This window comes from Rossellomorea sp. NPDC077527, from assembly GCF_044542955.1.
In the GTDB taxonomy this organism is placed as follows: domain Bacteria; phylum Bacillota; class Bacilli; order Bacillales; family Bacillaceae_B; genus Rossellomorea; species Rossellomorea aquimaris_E.
On sequence record NZ_JBITVL010000011.1, the window covers coordinates 35,022 to 51,973 of the forward strand.

The 16,952-nt window shown below is 37.2% G+C and carries 18 protein-coding genes; all 18 read left to right on the forward strand.

Translation table 11 applies throughout. The features are described 5' to 3' along the window. Window positions 1-546 precede the first annotated feature (546 nt). The 18 genes from ACIGG7_RS22460 to ACIGG7_RS22545 all read left to right on the forward strand — a co-directional run bounded on the left by ACIGG7_RS22460 (window position 547) and on the right by ACIGG7_RS22545 (window position 16,792). A complete protein-coding gene (locus ACIGG7_RS22460; RefSeq protein WP_397551074.1) occupies window positions 547-699 on the forward strand; it encodes a hypothetical protein in 153 nt (50 codons plus the stop codon). A 64-nt stretch (window positions 700-763) separates the two neighbouring features. Beyond that, on the forward strand, window positions 764-1,951 hold the full coding sequence (locus tag ACIGG7_RS22465; RefSeq protein WP_397551075.1) for an alanyl-tRNA editing protein: 1,188 nt from the start codon (window positions 764-766) through the stop codon (window positions 1,949-1,951). A gap of 611 nt (window positions 1,952-2,562) precedes the next feature. Next, complete coding sequence (locus ACIGG7_RS22470; RefSeq protein WP_397551076.1) at window positions 2,563-3,342, forward strand: flagella basal body P-ring formation protein FlgA; 780 nt, start codon at window positions 2,563-2,565, stop codon at window positions 3,340-3,342. Further along, window positions 3,326-4,480, forward strand: coding sequence for a CpaE/TadZ family protein (locus tag ACIGG7_RS22475; RefSeq protein WP_397551077.1), 1,155 nt, complete (start codon window positions 3,326-3,328; stop codon window positions 4,478-4,480). The genes ACIGG7_RS22470 and ACIGG7_RS22475 overlap by 17 nt, the downstream gene beginning before the upstream one ends. Before the next feature lie 13 nt (window positions 4,481-4,493). Further along, window positions 4,494-5,843: a TadA family conjugal transfer-associated ATPase gene (locus tag ACIGG7_RS22480; protein ID WP_226677663.1), complete on the forward strand. Its 1,350-nt coding sequence runs from the start codon at window positions 4,494-4,496 to the stop codon at window positions 5,841-5,843. Further along, a complete protein-coding gene (locus ACIGG7_RS23740) occupies window positions 5,840-6,766 on the forward strand; it encodes a type II secretion system F family protein (protein WP_219165774.1) in 927 nt (308 codons plus the stop codon). The genes ACIGG7_RS22480 and ACIGG7_RS23740 overlap by 4 nt, the downstream gene beginning before the upstream one ends. Window positions 6,767-6,770: 4 nt before the next feature. Then, on the forward strand, window positions 6,771-7,703 hold the full coding sequence (locus ACIGG7_RS22490; protein WP_397551078.1) for a type II secretion system F family protein: 933 nt from the start codon (window positions 6,771-6,773) through the stop codon (window positions 7,701-7,703). A gap of 36 nt (window positions 7,704-7,739) precedes the next feature. Further along, window positions 7,740-7,949 carry a hypothetical protein gene (locus ACIGG7_RS22495; protein WP_219165776.1) on the forward strand — a complete coding sequence of 70 codons (210 nt, stop codon included), beginning with the start codon at window positions 7,740-7,742 and terminating at the stop codon, window positions 7,947-7,949. Continuing rightward, the gene (locus ACIGG7_RS22500; protein ID WP_397551079.1) at window positions 7,949-9,334 is read left to right on the forward strand and encodes a VWA domain-containing protein; all 1,386 of its coding nucleotides are present in this window, start codon (window positions 7,949-7,951) and stop codon (window positions 9,332-9,334) included. The genes ACIGG7_RS22495 and ACIGG7_RS22500 overlap by 1 nt, the downstream gene beginning before the upstream one ends. Before the next feature lie 18 nt (window positions 9,335-9,352). Further along, complete coding sequence (locus ACIGG7_RS22505) at window positions 9,353-10,963, forward strand: hypothetical protein (RefSeq protein ID WP_397551080.1); 1,611 nt, start codon at window positions 9,353-9,355, stop codon at window positions 10,961-10,963. Then, complete coding sequence (locus ACIGG7_RS22510; RefSeq protein ID WP_219165779.1) at window positions 10,956-11,525, forward strand: hypothetical protein; 570 nt, start codon at window positions 10,956-10,958, stop codon at window positions 11,523-11,525. Before ACIGG7_RS22505 ends, ACIGG7_RS22510 begins: the two co-directional genes overlap by 8 nt. A 432-nt stretch (window positions 11,526-11,957) precedes the next feature. Then, window positions 11,958-12,611, forward strand: coding sequence for a hypothetical protein (locus ACIGG7_RS22515; protein WP_397551081.1), 654 nt, complete (start codon window positions 11,958-11,960; stop codon window positions 12,609-12,611). A gap of 17 nt (window positions 12,612-12,628) precedes the next feature. After that, window positions 12,629-13,051: a DUF4234 domain-containing protein gene (locus tag ACIGG7_RS22520; RefSeq protein ID WP_397551082.1), complete on the forward strand. Its 423-nt coding sequence runs from the start codon at window positions 12,629-12,631 to the stop codon at window positions 13,049-13,051. A 12-nt stretch (window positions 13,052-13,063) separates the two neighbouring features. Further along, a complete protein-coding gene (locus ACIGG7_RS22525; protein ID WP_219165782.1) occupies window positions 13,064-13,462 on the forward strand; it encodes a pilus assembly protein in 399 nt (132 codons plus the stop codon). After that, window positions 13,459-14,103, forward strand: coding sequence for a hypothetical protein (locus ACIGG7_RS22530; RefSeq protein WP_397551083.1), 645 nt, complete (start codon window positions 13,459-13,461; stop codon window positions 14,101-14,103). The genes ACIGG7_RS22525 and ACIGG7_RS22530 overlap by 4 nt, the downstream gene beginning before the upstream one ends. A 224-nt stretch (window positions 14,104-14,327) precedes the next feature. Continuing rightward, on the forward strand, window positions 14,328-14,534 hold the full coding sequence (locus ACIGG7_RS22535) for a hypothetical protein (RefSeq protein WP_397551084.1): 207 nt from the start codon (window positions 14,328-14,330) through the stop codon (window positions 14,532-14,534). Window positions 14,535-14,594: 60 nt separating this feature from the next. Next, complete coding sequence (locus ACIGG7_RS22540) at window positions 14,595-15,233, forward strand: Yip1 family protein (RefSeq protein WP_397551085.1); 639 nt, start codon at window positions 14,595-14,597, stop codon at window positions 15,231-15,233. A gap of 182 nt (window positions 15,234-15,415) precedes the next feature. Further along, window positions 15,416-16,792: a VWA domain-containing protein gene (locus ACIGG7_RS22545; RefSeq protein WP_397551086.1), complete on the forward strand. Its 1,377-nt coding sequence runs from the start codon at window positions 15,416-15,418 to the stop codon at window positions 16,790-16,792. Window positions 16,793-16,952: the final 160 nt, after the last annotated feature.

Sequence of the window (16,952 nt, forward strand, 5' to 3'; positions counted from 1 at the left end):
ACATCATCGCCATTCCCCTGAGCAGAGTGAAATGCTCACATAGAGGTGAATAAAGAGAGGCTTCTCAGGAGTTCAGTGAACTTTTGGGGGGCTTCTTTTTTTATATCATTATAGGAATTGAAAATAAAAGTGCGGTTTTTGAAAATAAATTCTACTTTTTGAAAAGAAGTGGATGGTTTTTGATAATAAAAGGTTCATTTTTGAAAATAAAACTCACCAACGGTATTGTGGAGTCCTTTAAGGTAACCTGAAATCATTGTTTTCTTCAAAAACTCAATACAGGATGAGAGAAAATACTCCTTTCAGTCTACTTTTCATCGATAGGCTACACTTTTTTTAAATAAACACTTCTTTCCCACATATCTAAGCTGCTATTCATGGTCATTCCTCTTGGAGTGACCACTTTTTTTTCACCCCAAGAGAGTCCAAACGTTTACAAAATCACCACATAGGTAAAAAGTATGATAAATACACATCCAAACTGAATCAATTTTCGTATACTCCATGGAACGTCTACTTACCGACTAAACAAAAGCAGGTGATAACATGAACTACGCAACGATGAAACTCAGGACACTGGTAGAACAGGTCATTGAAGGTGACGAAATGGCAAAGGAGGAATTTGAAAGACGCTGGGAAATTCCATGGGAACAAGTTGGGACAGTGCCTATATCCGTTGAGAAGGACCCAAGGGACTGAAATGGTTCCATCCATCCCTCTTATGATAAAGTATGGATAGAACAGTTCAAAAAGAGGGTTACCGATGACAGTCAAACAATACTATCAAGATGCCTATATGAAGACCTTTCAAACAGCCATCCAGGAGCAGCAGCAGGATGAGTCAGGCTGGTACGTCGAATTAGAACAAACGGCTTTCTATCCAACAGGCGGTGGCCAGCCCCATGATACGGGAACATTGAAGGGTAAGCGGATTATCGATGTGGAAGAAGTGAACGGAGAGATCCGTCATTACATAGAGGAACCGATTAACGATATTTCAGGCGTTATTGAGGGACAGATCGATTGGGAACGCCGATTCGATCATATGCAGCAGCACGCCGGTCAGCATATCTTGTCAGCCGCATTTGCAGAAGCGCTTCAATATGAGACGATCAGCTTTCATCTAGGGAAAGAGTTCCTCACCATAGACTTAAATGTAAGTGACATTAGCCATTCAGATGCTCAGAAAGCGGAGGAACTGGCCAACCGGATTATACAGGAAGCGAGACCAATTGAGACGAAGTGGGTGAAGGAAGCGGAATTGTCCCAGTACCCATTACGTAAGCAGCCCTCCGTTACAGATGAGATTCGTCTCGTCATTATTCCGGACTTTGACTACAACGGGTGCGGTGGAACCCATCCGCGTTCCACAAGTGAAGTCGGAGCCATCAAGATCCTGGATTGGGAAAAGCACAAAGGTCATATCCGCTTGCAGTTTATCTGTGGTAACCGTGTCCTCTACCAATTACACCGTAAGCACGGACTCCTGAAAGAGCTCACAAGTGTCCTGCAGGCACCAGAAGAAAATATGGTATCGACTGCCGAGCAACTGATCGCCAAACAAAAAGAGCAGGAGAAAGCATTGGAAGGATTGAAAGAGGTACTATTGACGTATGAAGCAGAAGGCTTACTTGGAGTCCAAAAAGATGACTATACGCTTATCCAGAAATCTTATATCGACAGACCAATCCAGGAACTTCAGAAGATTGCCCAGCACATCATCTCTAAGAGAGAAGAGGCAATTGTGTTGCTGGTCGTACAAAATGATCAAAAGCTTCAGCTCGTAGCGGCGAAGGGGTCATTACCAAATGTTAACTTACGAGGGGTCGCACAAAAAGTATTCCCACTCATCAACGGGAAAGGCGGAGGCAAAGAGTCGTTTGTTCAAGGCGGCGGAGAGGCCATTATGCGTAAGGAAGAACTACTTGCAAAACTGGTAAACGAACTATAAAAAGAATTGAAAAAGCCATCCTGCGTGACCGGATGGCTTTTTCAATTATATGGATGACATTATCTGTATTTGGAAAATTCAATCAACATAAAACTTCAGGGATTCATTCACACTTCATTCACAAATGATTCCAATTACCTACCAATTTTAATACTTGTAATAAAACACCTAAAAATTACCACTATAAAATTTAAATCCTCGGTTGAAAAATGCAATGTAAATCTTTAGTAGCTATACAAAATACCCAATTTTGTTTCTGGGAAAATTTATAAAATAGTCCAATAATAACAGACAAAATTCGACAAAGACTTTGTCGGATTGACGTCCACGGTTACCAGTGATAATTATTATATAGAAAAAAAGTATCAGGATTTTACATTTAAAAAGTTTTAAACATGAAATTCGTGGTAAATAAGGATAGAATTAATTCCATTTTCTTCAAACCTCATACTAAGGAATCATTTTGAGGAAAATGTGACATTGTTTTGTCTTTTGGTTCGTAGATACAGCTAGGAGTGGGGGATGAAAGAACCTAGATATTTAACTACTTGCAAGAAAATAATTAAAAATTAATAGTAACTAATCAACCTTGTAATGGAGTGACACTGGAGATGATTGAGTCCAAAAAAAGGGCATTTATATTTTTGTTTTTAGCATTTCTTTTAGCAGTCGGTGCAGGCTACTTGGTTTACGACAAAGTGAAAGATCTGAATTCTGAGTTGGGTGGCATGACAAAGGTTTATGTGGCAAAAAGTGATATACCGTCAAGAACGCCTATAAAAGAAAGTCAGATCGATGTAATGGAGATACCTAATAAATTCGTTACAAAATCACATATTACAGGGAAACTTCAATTGGAGAATCGGGTATCAGTGGTCCCTCTTAAAGCCGGTGATATTATAACTGAAAATATGATTAAACCTGTTTCGAATTTAAATAACGAAAACAACAGGTTAGTTGCCATTTATCGGAATGATAAGGTTCAATTCGACCAGGTAATCGAAGCCTTGGATAGAATCGATATCATTGTTTCAACTGAAGTGAATGGTGAAAGAAAGACGGAGCTATTTATGAAAGATGTACCAGTTTCCTACGCTGAAGGAGATGAAAAGAATTTCGCTGGAGTTGCGGTCGAGGTTCCGGAAGAAAAGGCACCCAAGTTGATACATATGCAAAACTACGCGGAGCATATACGAATCTTAAAAGCTAATGTAGGAAAAATGGAAGGACCTCCAGCTGAACAAGAAAAACCTGTAAAATCGGAGGAAACCGAAAAGAAAGAACAACCTGCACAAACTACAAATGAAAAGACAACAGATCCAAAGCCCGCTGAACAAAACAAACCAAAAGAATCAAATCAAGGAGACGCATCAAATGGAAAAGAATCTTGATATTCTACTAGTAAGTGAAGATGACGTAGTGACCAATCAAGTCTTAAACACCCTTGATCAAGAGGATAGTAGAGTTTCTGTCATACTCGCAGAAGATACAGTAAGGGAAGTAAATAGACAAACAAGAGATATGATCGTGTTTGTCCAGTCAAATAATGATAATTCAGTCGAGCTGATCCAATACATTAAATCAGTGAATCCTTCCACTTATATCATTTTTTTAGCAAGAGATTCGGATTTTACTATATTACGAAACATTTCAAAAGCTGGTGCAGAAGACTTCTTCGTATTGCCGGATGAGATGTCATTGTTCCTAAGTAGGTTCCCAACGATTAAGAAGAATTATGAAATGAAAAAGAGCAGTCAAGAAGAGAGTACAGTGGTCTTTGGGAAGGGACGGGGACAAATCTATTCGTTTTACAGCGGAAAAGGAGGAAGTGGGAAGTCGATCATTTCTTCTACTTTTGCCCAAACGCTCAAGCTTGAATCGGCAGCAGAAGTCATCCTCATTGATTTCAACCTGCAGTATGGCGGTATTGAAACGATGATGTCGATTGAAACAAATCGATCGATAGCCGATTTGACACCGGTTATTGAAGAGCTAAATGAAAGCCATGTAAGGAATGTTTCTCAAACCGAAACCCATTCTCAATTGGAGATATTAGTAAGTCCGTGTGATGCAGAAGTAGGGGAAACATTAGATGAACAATTCATCGCTAAGCTTCTTAGAACATGTAGAAGGTCATTTGATTATGTCATCATCGATTTACCATCTGACGTCAATAACTTAATCGTCACCGCAATGGAAGAGTCAGACAAGATTTATTACGTTCTATATCCGGAAACTTCATCTTTGAAAGTCCTTAAGCATTATGAGGAATTATGTACCCGCTTGGGGATAGATCTTCAATCGCGTTTGGAAATTGTTTTAAATGAGATTTCCAAAGAAAACGAACTGCAGCAAAGTGATTTAAAGGACATTCTTAGATTTCCAATATCGGCGTCCATAAGGAGAGATCTTAAAGGACTGCAAACTTATATTAATAAGGGTGAACCGGTGAGGAAATCACCTAAGGAAAAAAGGTTGATTCCTTTTGCAAAGGATGTAAGAAAATTCACTATGGCAGTCTTGAAATAGGAGGGAATAAAGATTGTCGTCCCTATTCGATAAACGAAAAGAAAAAATGAAGAAAAATCGGCCGACAACATATGAATATGAAAATCATTTAGTTGACGACCTTGTTGAACACTATAAAGCCAGACTTCTTAGAGATACGAATTTAGAAGCCCTTACCCAATTAACTCAAGGGGAAATGAGATTAAAAATTGAACAATTGGTATCTCAATTCATGTCGGAGGAAAGAGTGATAATTTCACGACATGATAAGGAGCTATTGATATCCCGAATTCTTGATGAAGCGGTTGGATTTGGTCCGTTGGAGCCACTCATTAATGATGAGACCGTCACAGAAATCCTGATTAATGGGTACGAAGAGATTTACGTTGAACGATTGGGTAAGTTAGAAGTTAGCAATATTAAGTTCCGAGACGATGAGCATGTACGGCATGTAGTAGATCGAATCGTTGCACCGTTAGGAAGACGAATTGATGAAAGTTCACCAATGGTAGATGCCAGACTTCCTGATGGGAGCCGTGTGAATGCGGTCATCTCTCCAATTAGTTTAAACGGTACCTTGGTGTCAATTAGGAAATTCAGAGCAGAACCATTTAAAATGGAAGATCTTTTAAACTTCAATTCATTGAATTCTCATATGGCCCACTTTTTAGAAGCGGTTGTAAAATCCAAACTTAACACGTTGATCTCAGGCGGTACCGGGTCAGGGAAGACCACTATTTTGAATGTCATTGCTGCGTCTATTCCTTATGGTGAACGGGTTATAACGATAGAGGATTCGGCAGAACTAAGACTCGATCGCCCCAACGTTGTCGGGATGGAAGCGAGACCTGAAAATGTTGAAGGTCGAGGAGAGGTTACAATTCGTAATTTGGTAAAAAACGCTTTACGTATGAGACCTGATCGCATCATCGTTGGGGAGGTTCGTAGTGGAGAAGCCTTTGATATGCTTCAAGCCATGAATACGGGGCATGAAGGTTCTATCACGACAGTGCATGCCAATTCACCTGAAGATGCATTAAGGCGTGTAGAAGCTATGGTTGTAATGGCAGGAATGGATCTCCCATCCCATATTGTTAGGGAATATATTGTAGGTGCCTTGGACATTATCATTCAAGCAACACGATTGACTGATGGTACAAGGAAGATCATCTCGATATCGGAAGTAATAAAACACTCTGATGGTCGCCATGAAATGAAAGAAATCTTTACATTTAAAAGAACGGGCATGAAAAAGGATGGCTCCATAGAAGGCCATTATACGGCCACAGGATATGTACCTAAGTGCCTGGAACGACTGAAGGTGTTTGGAAATAACATTTCCGAATCTGCCTTTACACCTGTTTTTGAGGAGGTGAGCACTTGATATCTGCTGCCATAGCGACTCTCTCGGCTCTTCTATTCATTATTTCAATAAGCTTCTATTTGGATTATCGTAAGGAAAAAAGAGAATGGAAGAAGCAAGTAAACGATTTTTATAGTAATGGAGAAAAAAGAAAAAGTTATATTGTTCTCTTAGGTGATAAATTTGATCGAACAGAAACGGCGAAACCTATTTTTGAGAAACTAAGGGAGTCAAACATTCCCCTTACTCCGTCTGAATACTTTGGTGCACAGTTTGTGGCATTTATGGGAATCGTCATTATGCTGAAGAACTTTTTCAGTCTTAGCTTTCTAATCAGTATCTTTGTGTCTCTCCTTTTCTTGGAAGGGGGAAAAAGACTCCTCTTTCTATTGAGGAAAAACAAATTAAAACAACGACTAGTTGAACAATTACCTGAAATCTGCCGCTTGCTTGCAAATGCAACCAGATCGGGGATGACGCTGAATCAGGGAGTTCAGCTTGTGGCCCAGGAAGTAAATGAACCAGCTAAAGGAGAATTTAAACGATTAGCGCAGGAAATTTCATTGGGAATTGATTTTAACACAGCAATTCGATCGATGGAGAAACGCGTTGACAATCGTGAATTCAAATTATTTGTCGCTACAATTCTCATTCAGAAAAAAGCCGGAGGTAATTTATTCTCTGTTTTGGATGAGATGGGCCAAACGTTGGAAGAACGGAAGATCTTAATGCAAGAAATTAAAACAATGACAGCAGAGCAACGATATGTTGCCTATATCGTTCCGGTCATTCCGATTTTCCTGGTTCTGATGATGAACAATATTATAGACGGCTTCCTTGACCCTTTGTTTACAGGGCTTGGGGTCATCCTGTTGTTACTATTCATAGGTGGTACTTTATTAACTTTTATCCTCGTTAAAAAAGTAACCAATATTAGGGTGTGAGGCGATGGATGGTTTAATTGTCATATTTTTAGTGCTAACCTTGTTGTTTTTGGGTTTAAGCCTGAGAAGTTTTTACACATATATTATTTATAAAAATGATCTAAAGAAGGAAATAGAAGAAAAAACGTATATTTATAATTCTTTTGAAAAGAAGATTACGAGAAAAGAAAAGATACTCAGTAAACTTTTTGAATATGCAGATGATTTTTCCGGTATTGGACAAAGGGTTAACTTTTTTAGCGAAGATCACGACATACAGAAGTTACTGATAAAAGCGGGACACCCCTATGGACTAACGGTTCAACGATTTCAAGGATTAAAGATGTTCTTTCTTGTAATTGGATTCATTGTAGGGGGGATTTGCTTCCTCTTAAGGCTACCATTCTCTCAGATTGCCGTGATTCTCTATCCACTTGCAGGGTATGGAGGAGCCATTCTATGGTTAAATGGAAAAGCCAAAAAACGACAAGAAGACTTGTCCTTTCAACTTCCAGACTTTCTCGACACCATGAGCGTCACTCTTCAAGCAGGGGTAGGGTTGGATCAAGCCTTAAGGGATATCGTCCCCTACTTTGAAGGACCCATCAGGGAAGAGTTCGGGCGCTTCATTCAGGAGTTAAGTGTAGGCGTTCCGAGAGGGGAAGCATATAACACCTTATTAGAACGAAACGATAGTAGAGAATTTCAATTACTCTTAAAGTCATTAATACAAGGCGAAAGACTCGGAGTTCCAATATCAAAGACATTCAAATTACAAGCCGAAGAAATGAGGAAAATCAAGAAAGAAATGATTAAAGAGAAGGCTGCCAAAGCCTCTCCTAAAGTAACGCTGATTACCACATTTCTAGTTTTACCATCTGCATTAATCCTGATTGGCGGCTTGATGATTATAAATATGTTTAGTGAAAACCGAAACATTTTACAAATGTTTCAATAAATAAAATTAAAACCAACTTTAAGGAGAGAAAAAAACATGATGAACAAACTAACAGAACTATACGTGAAATTTACTACACCGGTGAAAAATGAAAGAGGAGCTCAATCGTTAGAGTGGTTAGGATTAGCGGCTTTATTGATTTTAGTATTGGGTATTGTATCGACGGCTGTGAGTGATAACAAGGATAGCGTATCATCAATTATTAGTAAAATATTCTCCAAAATCGGCAAGATGGTAGGAGAATAATGAAATCCATAAAAAGTTTATTAAGTATAATAATAGTTTTATCACTATTTATTATCGGGTGTGGTAACGAGAGTAAAGAAGGAAAAGAAAAAGCAAATCAACAAGGGGAACCCCCTCAAGAAACATCTAAAGTCGATAAAGATAAGGAAGTAAATGAAAAGGAGGTAGAGGTTCAAGTCGAACCTTTACCTTCTACATATAGCGAACTGGAGAATAAACCCGTTGGAAAAGATTCGAATTATATTCCATTGTCTACTTCTGAAGATAAAGAAAAGGCAGTAGAAAGGTTCAAAGATCTGCCGGAGATAAAAAATAATCCAAGTGAAAAAGAATTGGATTACTATTATCAAGAGCTATTGAAACGTGTCCAGAGAGACTTTAATGGGCCAGATAGCTTGATAAAACAGCTTAAATTTCAATCCTTTGGTAATCCAGAAATAGAAGATCCAAGATATCAGTTCAAAGAGAATTTGAATGTTGAAGTGATCCTTGATGCGTCTGGGAGCATGGCTCAAGACGCTGGTGGCCAAACAAAGATGAAAGCAGCAAAAGAAGAAATCACACAATTTGTAAAGAATTTGCCTGAGGGAACTAAAGTAGGTCTGAGAGTATATGGACATAAGGGTAGCAATGCTGATTCTGATAAGGAGTTGTCTTGCAAAAGCTCGGATATCTTATATCCAATAGATAATTACGATTCTACAAAGTTTAATCAATCACTCGACAAAGTTAAACCAACTGGGTGGACGCCAATAAGCCTAGCCTTAAATGATGCTAAAAACGATTTGTCCAGTTTTAATGGAGATAAAAATACTAATATTGTTTATTTAGTAAGTGATGGAATTGAAACATGTGACCAAGACCCAGTAGAAGCTGCTAAAGAACTTTATAATTCGGACTTGACTCCAATAATAAATGTGATTGGTTTTAATGTAGATGGGGAAGGTCAGAGACAGCTCAAGGATATTGCGGATGAGACTAATGGTATTTATTCTAATGTTGAAGACCAAGCTGGTCTCAAAACAGAGCTTGAAAAAATAAATAATATTGCAGAGGCATGGAAAAAGTGGAAAGAAAAAGGAGAAAAATCGATAGAGCTTAAAGAGGTGCAAAATAACCTGGAAATCTTCAATTATATTGCTGAGGAGGAGTCTAAGTCTCTCAAAGAAAAAGACCAGATTAATCTCCTGATCTACACCTTACAACAAAAGAATTTAATGAGTAAGGAATCACGTGAGTATATTGAAAAGAAGAACAATGAATATCACAGTTGGATAGATTCCGAGATTAATAACTTTAATGATGAATTAAAGAAAATTAACCAACAAAGCTATCTCGAGGCCAAAGAAGCACTTGAAGAAAAATATCAAATTAACACTCAATAAGACTGGGGTGAGAATGAGTTGAATATAACCAGAGTTTTCAGTCTGATGTTAACGTTCACGATATTATTTTGGAATGTATTCCCTGTAGTGAGTATGGCCGCCGGTACATTTATAACCCCAGGAGAATCCATCAAACCAGGTCAAGCAATCACTCCAGGTGAAGCAATAAGCGGTGGTGAATTCCTTGTTCCTGGTGATGTGTTCAAACCAGGCCAAGCGATCAAGCCCGGGGAGTCATATAATGGAGGTCAAGTTTCGAATTCGGGAAAACCAATCTTAGAAAATTTCCCTTTAAATAACGGTACTTTCATAATTCCAAACGCTCCACCACCTGTTCCAAACTTTGTATTTGGAGGAGAGAGTTTTACTACTGGAGGACCGATTACTCCAGGGACTCCTCCTAATTCAGGTAAATCAGTAGAAGGCGGAGATGTAGACGGAAACGGTAAATCAATAGAAGGCGGAGATGTAGACGGAAACGGTAAATCAATAGAAGGCGGAGATGTAGACGGAAATGGTAAATCAGTAGAAGGTGGAGACGTAGATGGAAATGGTAAATCAGTAGAAGGCGGAGACGTAGATGGAGATGGCAAATCAGTAGAAGGCGGAGACGTAGATGGAGATGGCAAATCAGTAGAAGGCGGAGACGTAGATGGAGATGGTAAATCAGTAGAAGGCGGAGACGTAGATGGAGATGGTAAATCAACAGAAGGTGGAGATGTAGACGGGAATGGTAAGTCAGTAAAGGGCGTTGAAACTCTTGATGAAAAACTATCGTCAAGTTTAGCATGGATTAAAGCTGCGAAAAGATGGGGAACTGATATGTTATTCGCAGCAGATGATATTGTTCAGGGATTAGTTGCTCATAAAGCTGGTTACAAATTTGTCAAAGACGGGACAAAAAATTGGAAATTGAAAGGGGATCGCAAGACTGGTAACAAAGTTACACAATGGTTCCTTGATCGATTCAATGACAATGATAGTATTAATAATGGGAAGAAAAACTTTAATAATTTCAGAAGGAATGAATTCCTAGACGGAAAAAAGTTAAATGGATTTACTTCTAACCTTAAAAAAAGTATAAGGGATAAATGGATACCTTTTTATAAAAAGACAGAAGAAATTCAAAAAAAGGGTTGGATGAAGCCCAAATATGTATCCAATTGGACATTTAATACAAAGGTATTAAAGCCTATGCAACTGATTAAGGGGAGTGCTCCGGTAAATTTTGTACTTACAACTGGTCAAACCCTAATAGATTATACAGTCGGTGCCAAAAAGAGTATGTTCAATACTTCTGATTTTTATGCTGACCTTTCAACAGATCTGACAATAGGTGCTGGAACCACACTGGTTGGTTCAATTGTAGGATCAGCTGCAACAGGTGCTGTAGGGGGTTCTATTGTTCCAGGGTTAGGCACAGCAATTGGTGCAGTAGCTGGTATCGGAGTGGGTGTAGGTTCTTATTTCTTTATGGAATCCAGACCAGGAAAGGCGCTAAGACGCGGTATTCGGTCGGGATATAAGAAAGCATATGATTTTGTTGGAAATTCAGCGAAAAAAATTGGAAGCAAGGTCGGCGAATTAGGAGATAAACTGAAGTCAGGATTGGGTGGTATTTTTGGATGAAACGAACAACCTTTCTTTTAAAGAAAGCAGGATCATACATGTAACGGTTTCTATAATAATTGTTACTTTCTTATTTAGTGCTCTGCCAGAATGGTATACTCCACAATTCATTATGAACAGTATTGTTTCTAGCATATTAGTCATCATAATTGTGGTTTCTTGGAGAATAGTGGAACTTAAAGTGAGATATTTCTCTATCCAAAGCTATTGTTTAGTTTTCAGTCTTTCCTTTTTGTTTGCCCAGCCACTTATTAAATACTTCTGGCAAGAAGAAAATTCCATATGGTTTTTCTTATTAGGAATTTGGATAGGAAGCTTTATCATTACACATCTCTTAAAGGAGAATATTTTTCAAGCCTTTTCAAAGACGTTTGAAAATAAGTTTAGCATTGCTTTTCATATTGTAGTCTTTATCTGCATAACGGTTGGTCCAATGTTTATCATTATCGGGAATGCAAATGATTTTAATAAAAATATTTCATATGGGTTGGTATTATATTTTTTATCAGCTCTATTACAAATTACTCTCCCTGCGTTTTTAAAGCACCCAAAAGATATTTAAGATAATTTCTAGGTCATAATATCTTATGTATGGCCTAGAAACTTTCTTTAGAAAGAAGTGGTTTTTTGGTTAATATTAATGGAATTTTAAAGACCATAAGTTACCCCTTATTAGTAAATGTGGTAATCGGATTTTTATTTGGTATCTTTGATTTAAGTAATATGAACTTGCTATTTATTTTATTGTTTGTAATTAGTCACCTACTAATTGGTTGGACAGCTCCAAAATTCAATCCGGATACTCCATATTTTTCTTGCTATATCTCAACGGTCACATTTAACTTTCTAAATTACTTGGCAGGGACATATGTGTTTGAGTTTTATATTTTGGAATCACCAGATTTAGTGAATCGTAATATGGTGTTAAGTTCTATTTTTGCACTCGTAATATCTACAGTTTACTTAAAGGTAATAGAACGAAAAGGTGAAAAATATGCTTAAAGAAACGTTTTATATATTTAATCAAAATTTGGTAAAGATTTTCCTTTTAAGTTTGGCGGTGGTACTGCCAGTAAGTTATTTGATTCAGTCTTTCGTCATATATTTCTTAACTGCGGATTATTTGATGACACCGAACCTTTATTCAATATGTATGGTGTTAATTAACTTCACCATTTTATTCCCTCCATTTGTTGTAGTGGCTAAGAATTACCTAAATGATGAAGAGTATAGTATTAAAGATTCATTACAAAGTTTCTTGGATAACTTTTTTTTAATATTAATAGTCACAATCATTGCATTTATAATTATGGTCGTGGGATCACCCTTAATACTGATTCCTACCTTAATTTCTTTATCTTTTTTAATTGTATTCCCACTGTTTGCTACAGATGATATCCCATTGATCAATAAAATAAAAAATGCGTGGTCGGTAATGAAAAATGAGAATATAGGTCTGTTAGGAGATTTGATACTCGTCATTTCAATAAATATTTTGCTGTGGTTTTTACTCACTTTATTTGTCGATAAAATGGAGAACAGTTTAATAGTTTATTTAACATTAAAAGTATTGATTTTCACTATATTTTCTCCATTAATATACATCTACTTAGCGGTGAAATATCATAAAAGCAATACAACAATATAAAAAGAGGGAGAAAATGAATGGCTGATAAAACAATGATATTTAAGAAATCAAACTTATTCTTCCTTATTCCAATATCCATACTTACATTTGGTGTTTATTATGCTTATTGGTTTATTTCAAGAAAAAAGTCGTTTTCTCAACTCACTTCTAAAAATTTCATACCTCATGGATGGTGGAAATTTTTCTTGGTATTTACAATTGTATCTTTAATTTACGATCTAATTAAGGACCCGTTCTTCACGGGATATGGCATATCTATATTAGATAGTTATGACATAATTTTATCTTTCTATTTTGTAGGTTGCCTTTACTATTCAGTTTTTAGGGCAAGGGAAATGATAGAAGAACATTTAGACGAAAAAATTTTTAAACCTTGGTTATTAGTCATATTTAATGTTTGGTATCTCCAATTCAAAATCAATCGACTAAAAGAAAATTAGGAGAGGGTAGCAATGAGAAAGTACTTCAAAAAAGTAAATAATGAAAAAGGTGCTCTCACATTTGAATTCCTTGGAATTCTACCTTTCTTCTTCATGTTTTTTCTGCTCCTCTGGCAGGTTGTAGCGTCAGGGTATGCCATATATACAGTTAAAACGGCAGTGAATGAAGGGGCTAAATCTTACTCTGCTACTAAAGATGCATTAGAAGCAGAAAATACGGTAAAAAAAGCAATTGGAGCAAGCAATGTGATAACTTATGATGGAATGTCCATTACTACACCCGATGTCAACGGAAAGTTTGAAATTAATGTTAAGGTCGAGCATCCGCTTGTGTTTATTCCTAAACAATGGAAAGATGAAACGGCTCTTTCATTTGATCAATCGGCAGTGGGCCAGGTGTTGGTGGAATGAGAAAGTATATAGACAATGAGAAAGGGAACTCAATCTTTTTTATTCTTTGGCTATTTGGCATCGTTGCTGTCGTTTTTCTGATCGTGGCAAATATTGCAAAGATCTACGTTGTTCAAGCCCAGGCAAACAGTTCTGTAGAGCAAGCTGCCTTTGCTGGTACGTCTGTATTAATTGATGAAACAACGAAAACGATAGAAGAATTCGACGGTAGTGTCATTTCTGCCGCTCAGAAGGCCTTAGATGGTGGTAAAAGTATTAATGAACAAGTCGAAGAAAAACAACAGGAACTCAAGGATTCTGGGAAAGCTTCTGATCTTGCTTATATACAGGCGCTCAATGATGTGCTCCCTGGCGAATTAGAAGAACACCCTTTACTTAAAGAGGCTTTTAGGGAGCATTTTTCTGATTCTACTCTTAATAGTAGAATTCAAAATGCAGCTCAATCCATATTGATCGACAATGATGCAAACCCTGAGGATATGGATATTATTTTATCCACAGAGGATTGGAGAATTGAAGTAAAGTCAACGGCAACTTTCGAAAGTATTTCGGACAATAAACTCATTAAGGTATTTCAAGAGAAAATTCCTCAGAAGGGATATGGGCCTAAACTGAAATATCTTGAGAAGGTATATGAATAATTAAGTAGAAAGGACCTTGGAAGTTAGTTTTCAAGGTTTTATTTTTTTGTTGAAAAACACATAAACTATGAACTAGAAGAGATGCCCACAAATAAAAAATGCAAGATTTTACTTTTTATAGGTTTTTTATTTGAAAATTGTGGTAAATAAGATTAGGTAAATTTCCATTATATTCTAAAAATGTTAAGTGCATCTATAGTGTATTAAGAAAAGAGGGTATCCAAGTGTCCAAAAAAGAAAAACGATGGAGAAGATTTTATTTATTCTTAATGATTTTCTTCTACGTCATATACGTTCCTGTATCAGTATTGGAATGGCTGCTGGGTGATGGAGGGTTGCCTGTAACTGCAGTAGTTGTAGGAATTGCATTACCGTATATGAGGAAAAATCATCTTAATCAAATCGAAATGAAAGAAAGTACAGGAGCTTGAAGCAAACTTCAGGCTCTTTCTTCAGACGAAAACCAAATAATTAGAAGGTAGGAGATACAAATGAATCCAGCTACTGAAACTGAATTGCAATCAATACAAAAGCTCAACCCGCTAGTAAACATTTGGACGAAACCCCGAAGAACGGTTCGTTACATATTAGAAAATAAGAAATTCGCATGGGTCTTTTTATTCGTCAGTTTAGCCGGTATTTCCACAATTCTTGATGCGATGTCCTCAGCAAACATTGCCGATAAAGTGAACACGGATATAGGTGGGATCTTTTTCTTTTCCATATTACTTGGACCTTTGTTTGGACTTTTTGTATGGGGACTATCCGGATTAATGTACTGGGGGATTGGCAAAGTTTTCAAAGGGTCTGCCAGCTTTAAAGAGATTCTGAAGGCAACAGCATGGGCCAATATCCCAATTGTCTTATCGCTTCTATTATGGATTCCGGACATTCAAGTATTCAAACTTGGTGCTTTTTCGGCTTTTCCACCTCCACTCTCTCCAGGAGAAGGTGGGATCATCATTGCTTCATCCATTATAGAAATGGTACTTTCCGTCTGGTATATCATCATTCTTATTAAAGCGATTGCGGAAGCTCACCAATTTTCTTCATGGAAGGCACTTGGTACAGCGATATTGCCAGGTGGGGTTATGTTGATCTTTATTGCGATGCTTATGTTTGTTTCATAAGTCCATTCATGCATCTATCCTGATTGATGGACCGGTAGCAGCCTATATAAATAAGAGAGAACTTATTGAATAGTTCTCAGTGATAGTGAGTCTTCTTTTTAAGATTGTTGACTACACGAGTAAAGATAACGATTGGAATTTATTAGAAGTTTTCATAGGTGTTTTAGTCAGGAGGGTAAGGAATGAGTAAGCGACTACTAATATTTATTGTCATAGCCCTTCTCGTATTAGCAGGTTGCTATGAAAAGAGTAAAAATACGACTTCCGAAGATGAAAAGGTAATAACGGAAAAGAACGTTAGTGAGAAAGATGATACTTCAGATGCTGAAAAAGAAGAGAGTATTGATGATCTCCCAGGGGTTCCTTCAACAACAGAAGGAGTGGTTAATCAAACTCCCGGATTGTTCGCAGGAATGTATGTAGAGGAAGATCCATGGACAGCTAAGATGCTGAAGGAAATGAAAAAGGCTCCAGCACTACCGGACAACCCCTCAGATGAAGAATATGATCAATACTTTGCTTACATTTATTCATTAGCCTCAGAAGATTTCCCAGATCCCCAGGAGTTAATTAAGAAATGGGAATATGCAATATCGGGCACTCCGGATGCAACAGATGACCGCTTTCAATTCAAAGATAATTATAATATCGAAATTATTCTTGATTCAAGCGGTAGTATGAACAATACGGTAAACGGAAGAACCCAAATGGATTTGGCTAAGGAAACGATCAATAACTTTTTAGCTAGTGTTCCAGAGAAAGCAAGTGTGTCATTAAGAGTATATGGTCACAAGGGATCTGGTTCTGATTCCGATAAAAAGTTAAGCTGTTCAAGTATCGAGCAGGTTTATGGCTTTGACACCTACAAAAGAGATAAGTTTGATCAAGCTCTAAATCATTTTAAACCTAGTGGTTGGACACCTATTGAGGGGGCATTGAAAGCTTCCAAAGAAGCATTCTCAAAATATAATGCTAAAAACAATACGAATTTAATTTACTTAGTGAGCGATGGAATTGAAACATGTGATGGTAACCCAGCAGAATTTGCTAAAACGCTTCAAGATTCCGAGATCATCCCTATTGTTAATGTCATTGGATTTAATGTAAATGGGGAAGCGCAAAAACAGTTGAAGGCTGTGGCTGCAAACAGTGATGGGGTGTATACAACTGTAACAAGCGCTGAACAATTAGAAAATGAATTTAACAGAACTCAAGAAGTACTTGAAAGTTGGAATCAATGGAAAGAAGATGCACTGTATGATTTAGATGGGAAAAGCACCGATGTATTTTTCGATATAAGAGATTTTTCCATTAACTATGATCAAAAAGCAAGGGCGCAGGATAATAGGGTTTGGAAAATAATCCAGATATCAACTTTAGAGAACTTGATTACAAATGAAGAAGAAAAAGAATTAACGAAGAGAAGAAAAGATATTGAACAGCTGGTTGATGAGTCTTTAAGTGAAATCGAAAGCGATCTGAAAAATACTGGTGACAAAAAGATTGAGGAGATAGCGAAAGAAATAAATGAAAAATATGATTCAAATGTAAAGGAATAGCATTTGGAACTGGATTTGAGGTCAGTCCCCATTCATGGGGTTTAATATTACTAAAATTATATATAGGTGCAGTTGAACTTTAACATCTCGGATAGGTACAGAGACAAAATGGTATTATAGCTTATTATGCAAGCTCAGATGCAAGAAATAAGTTGATGAG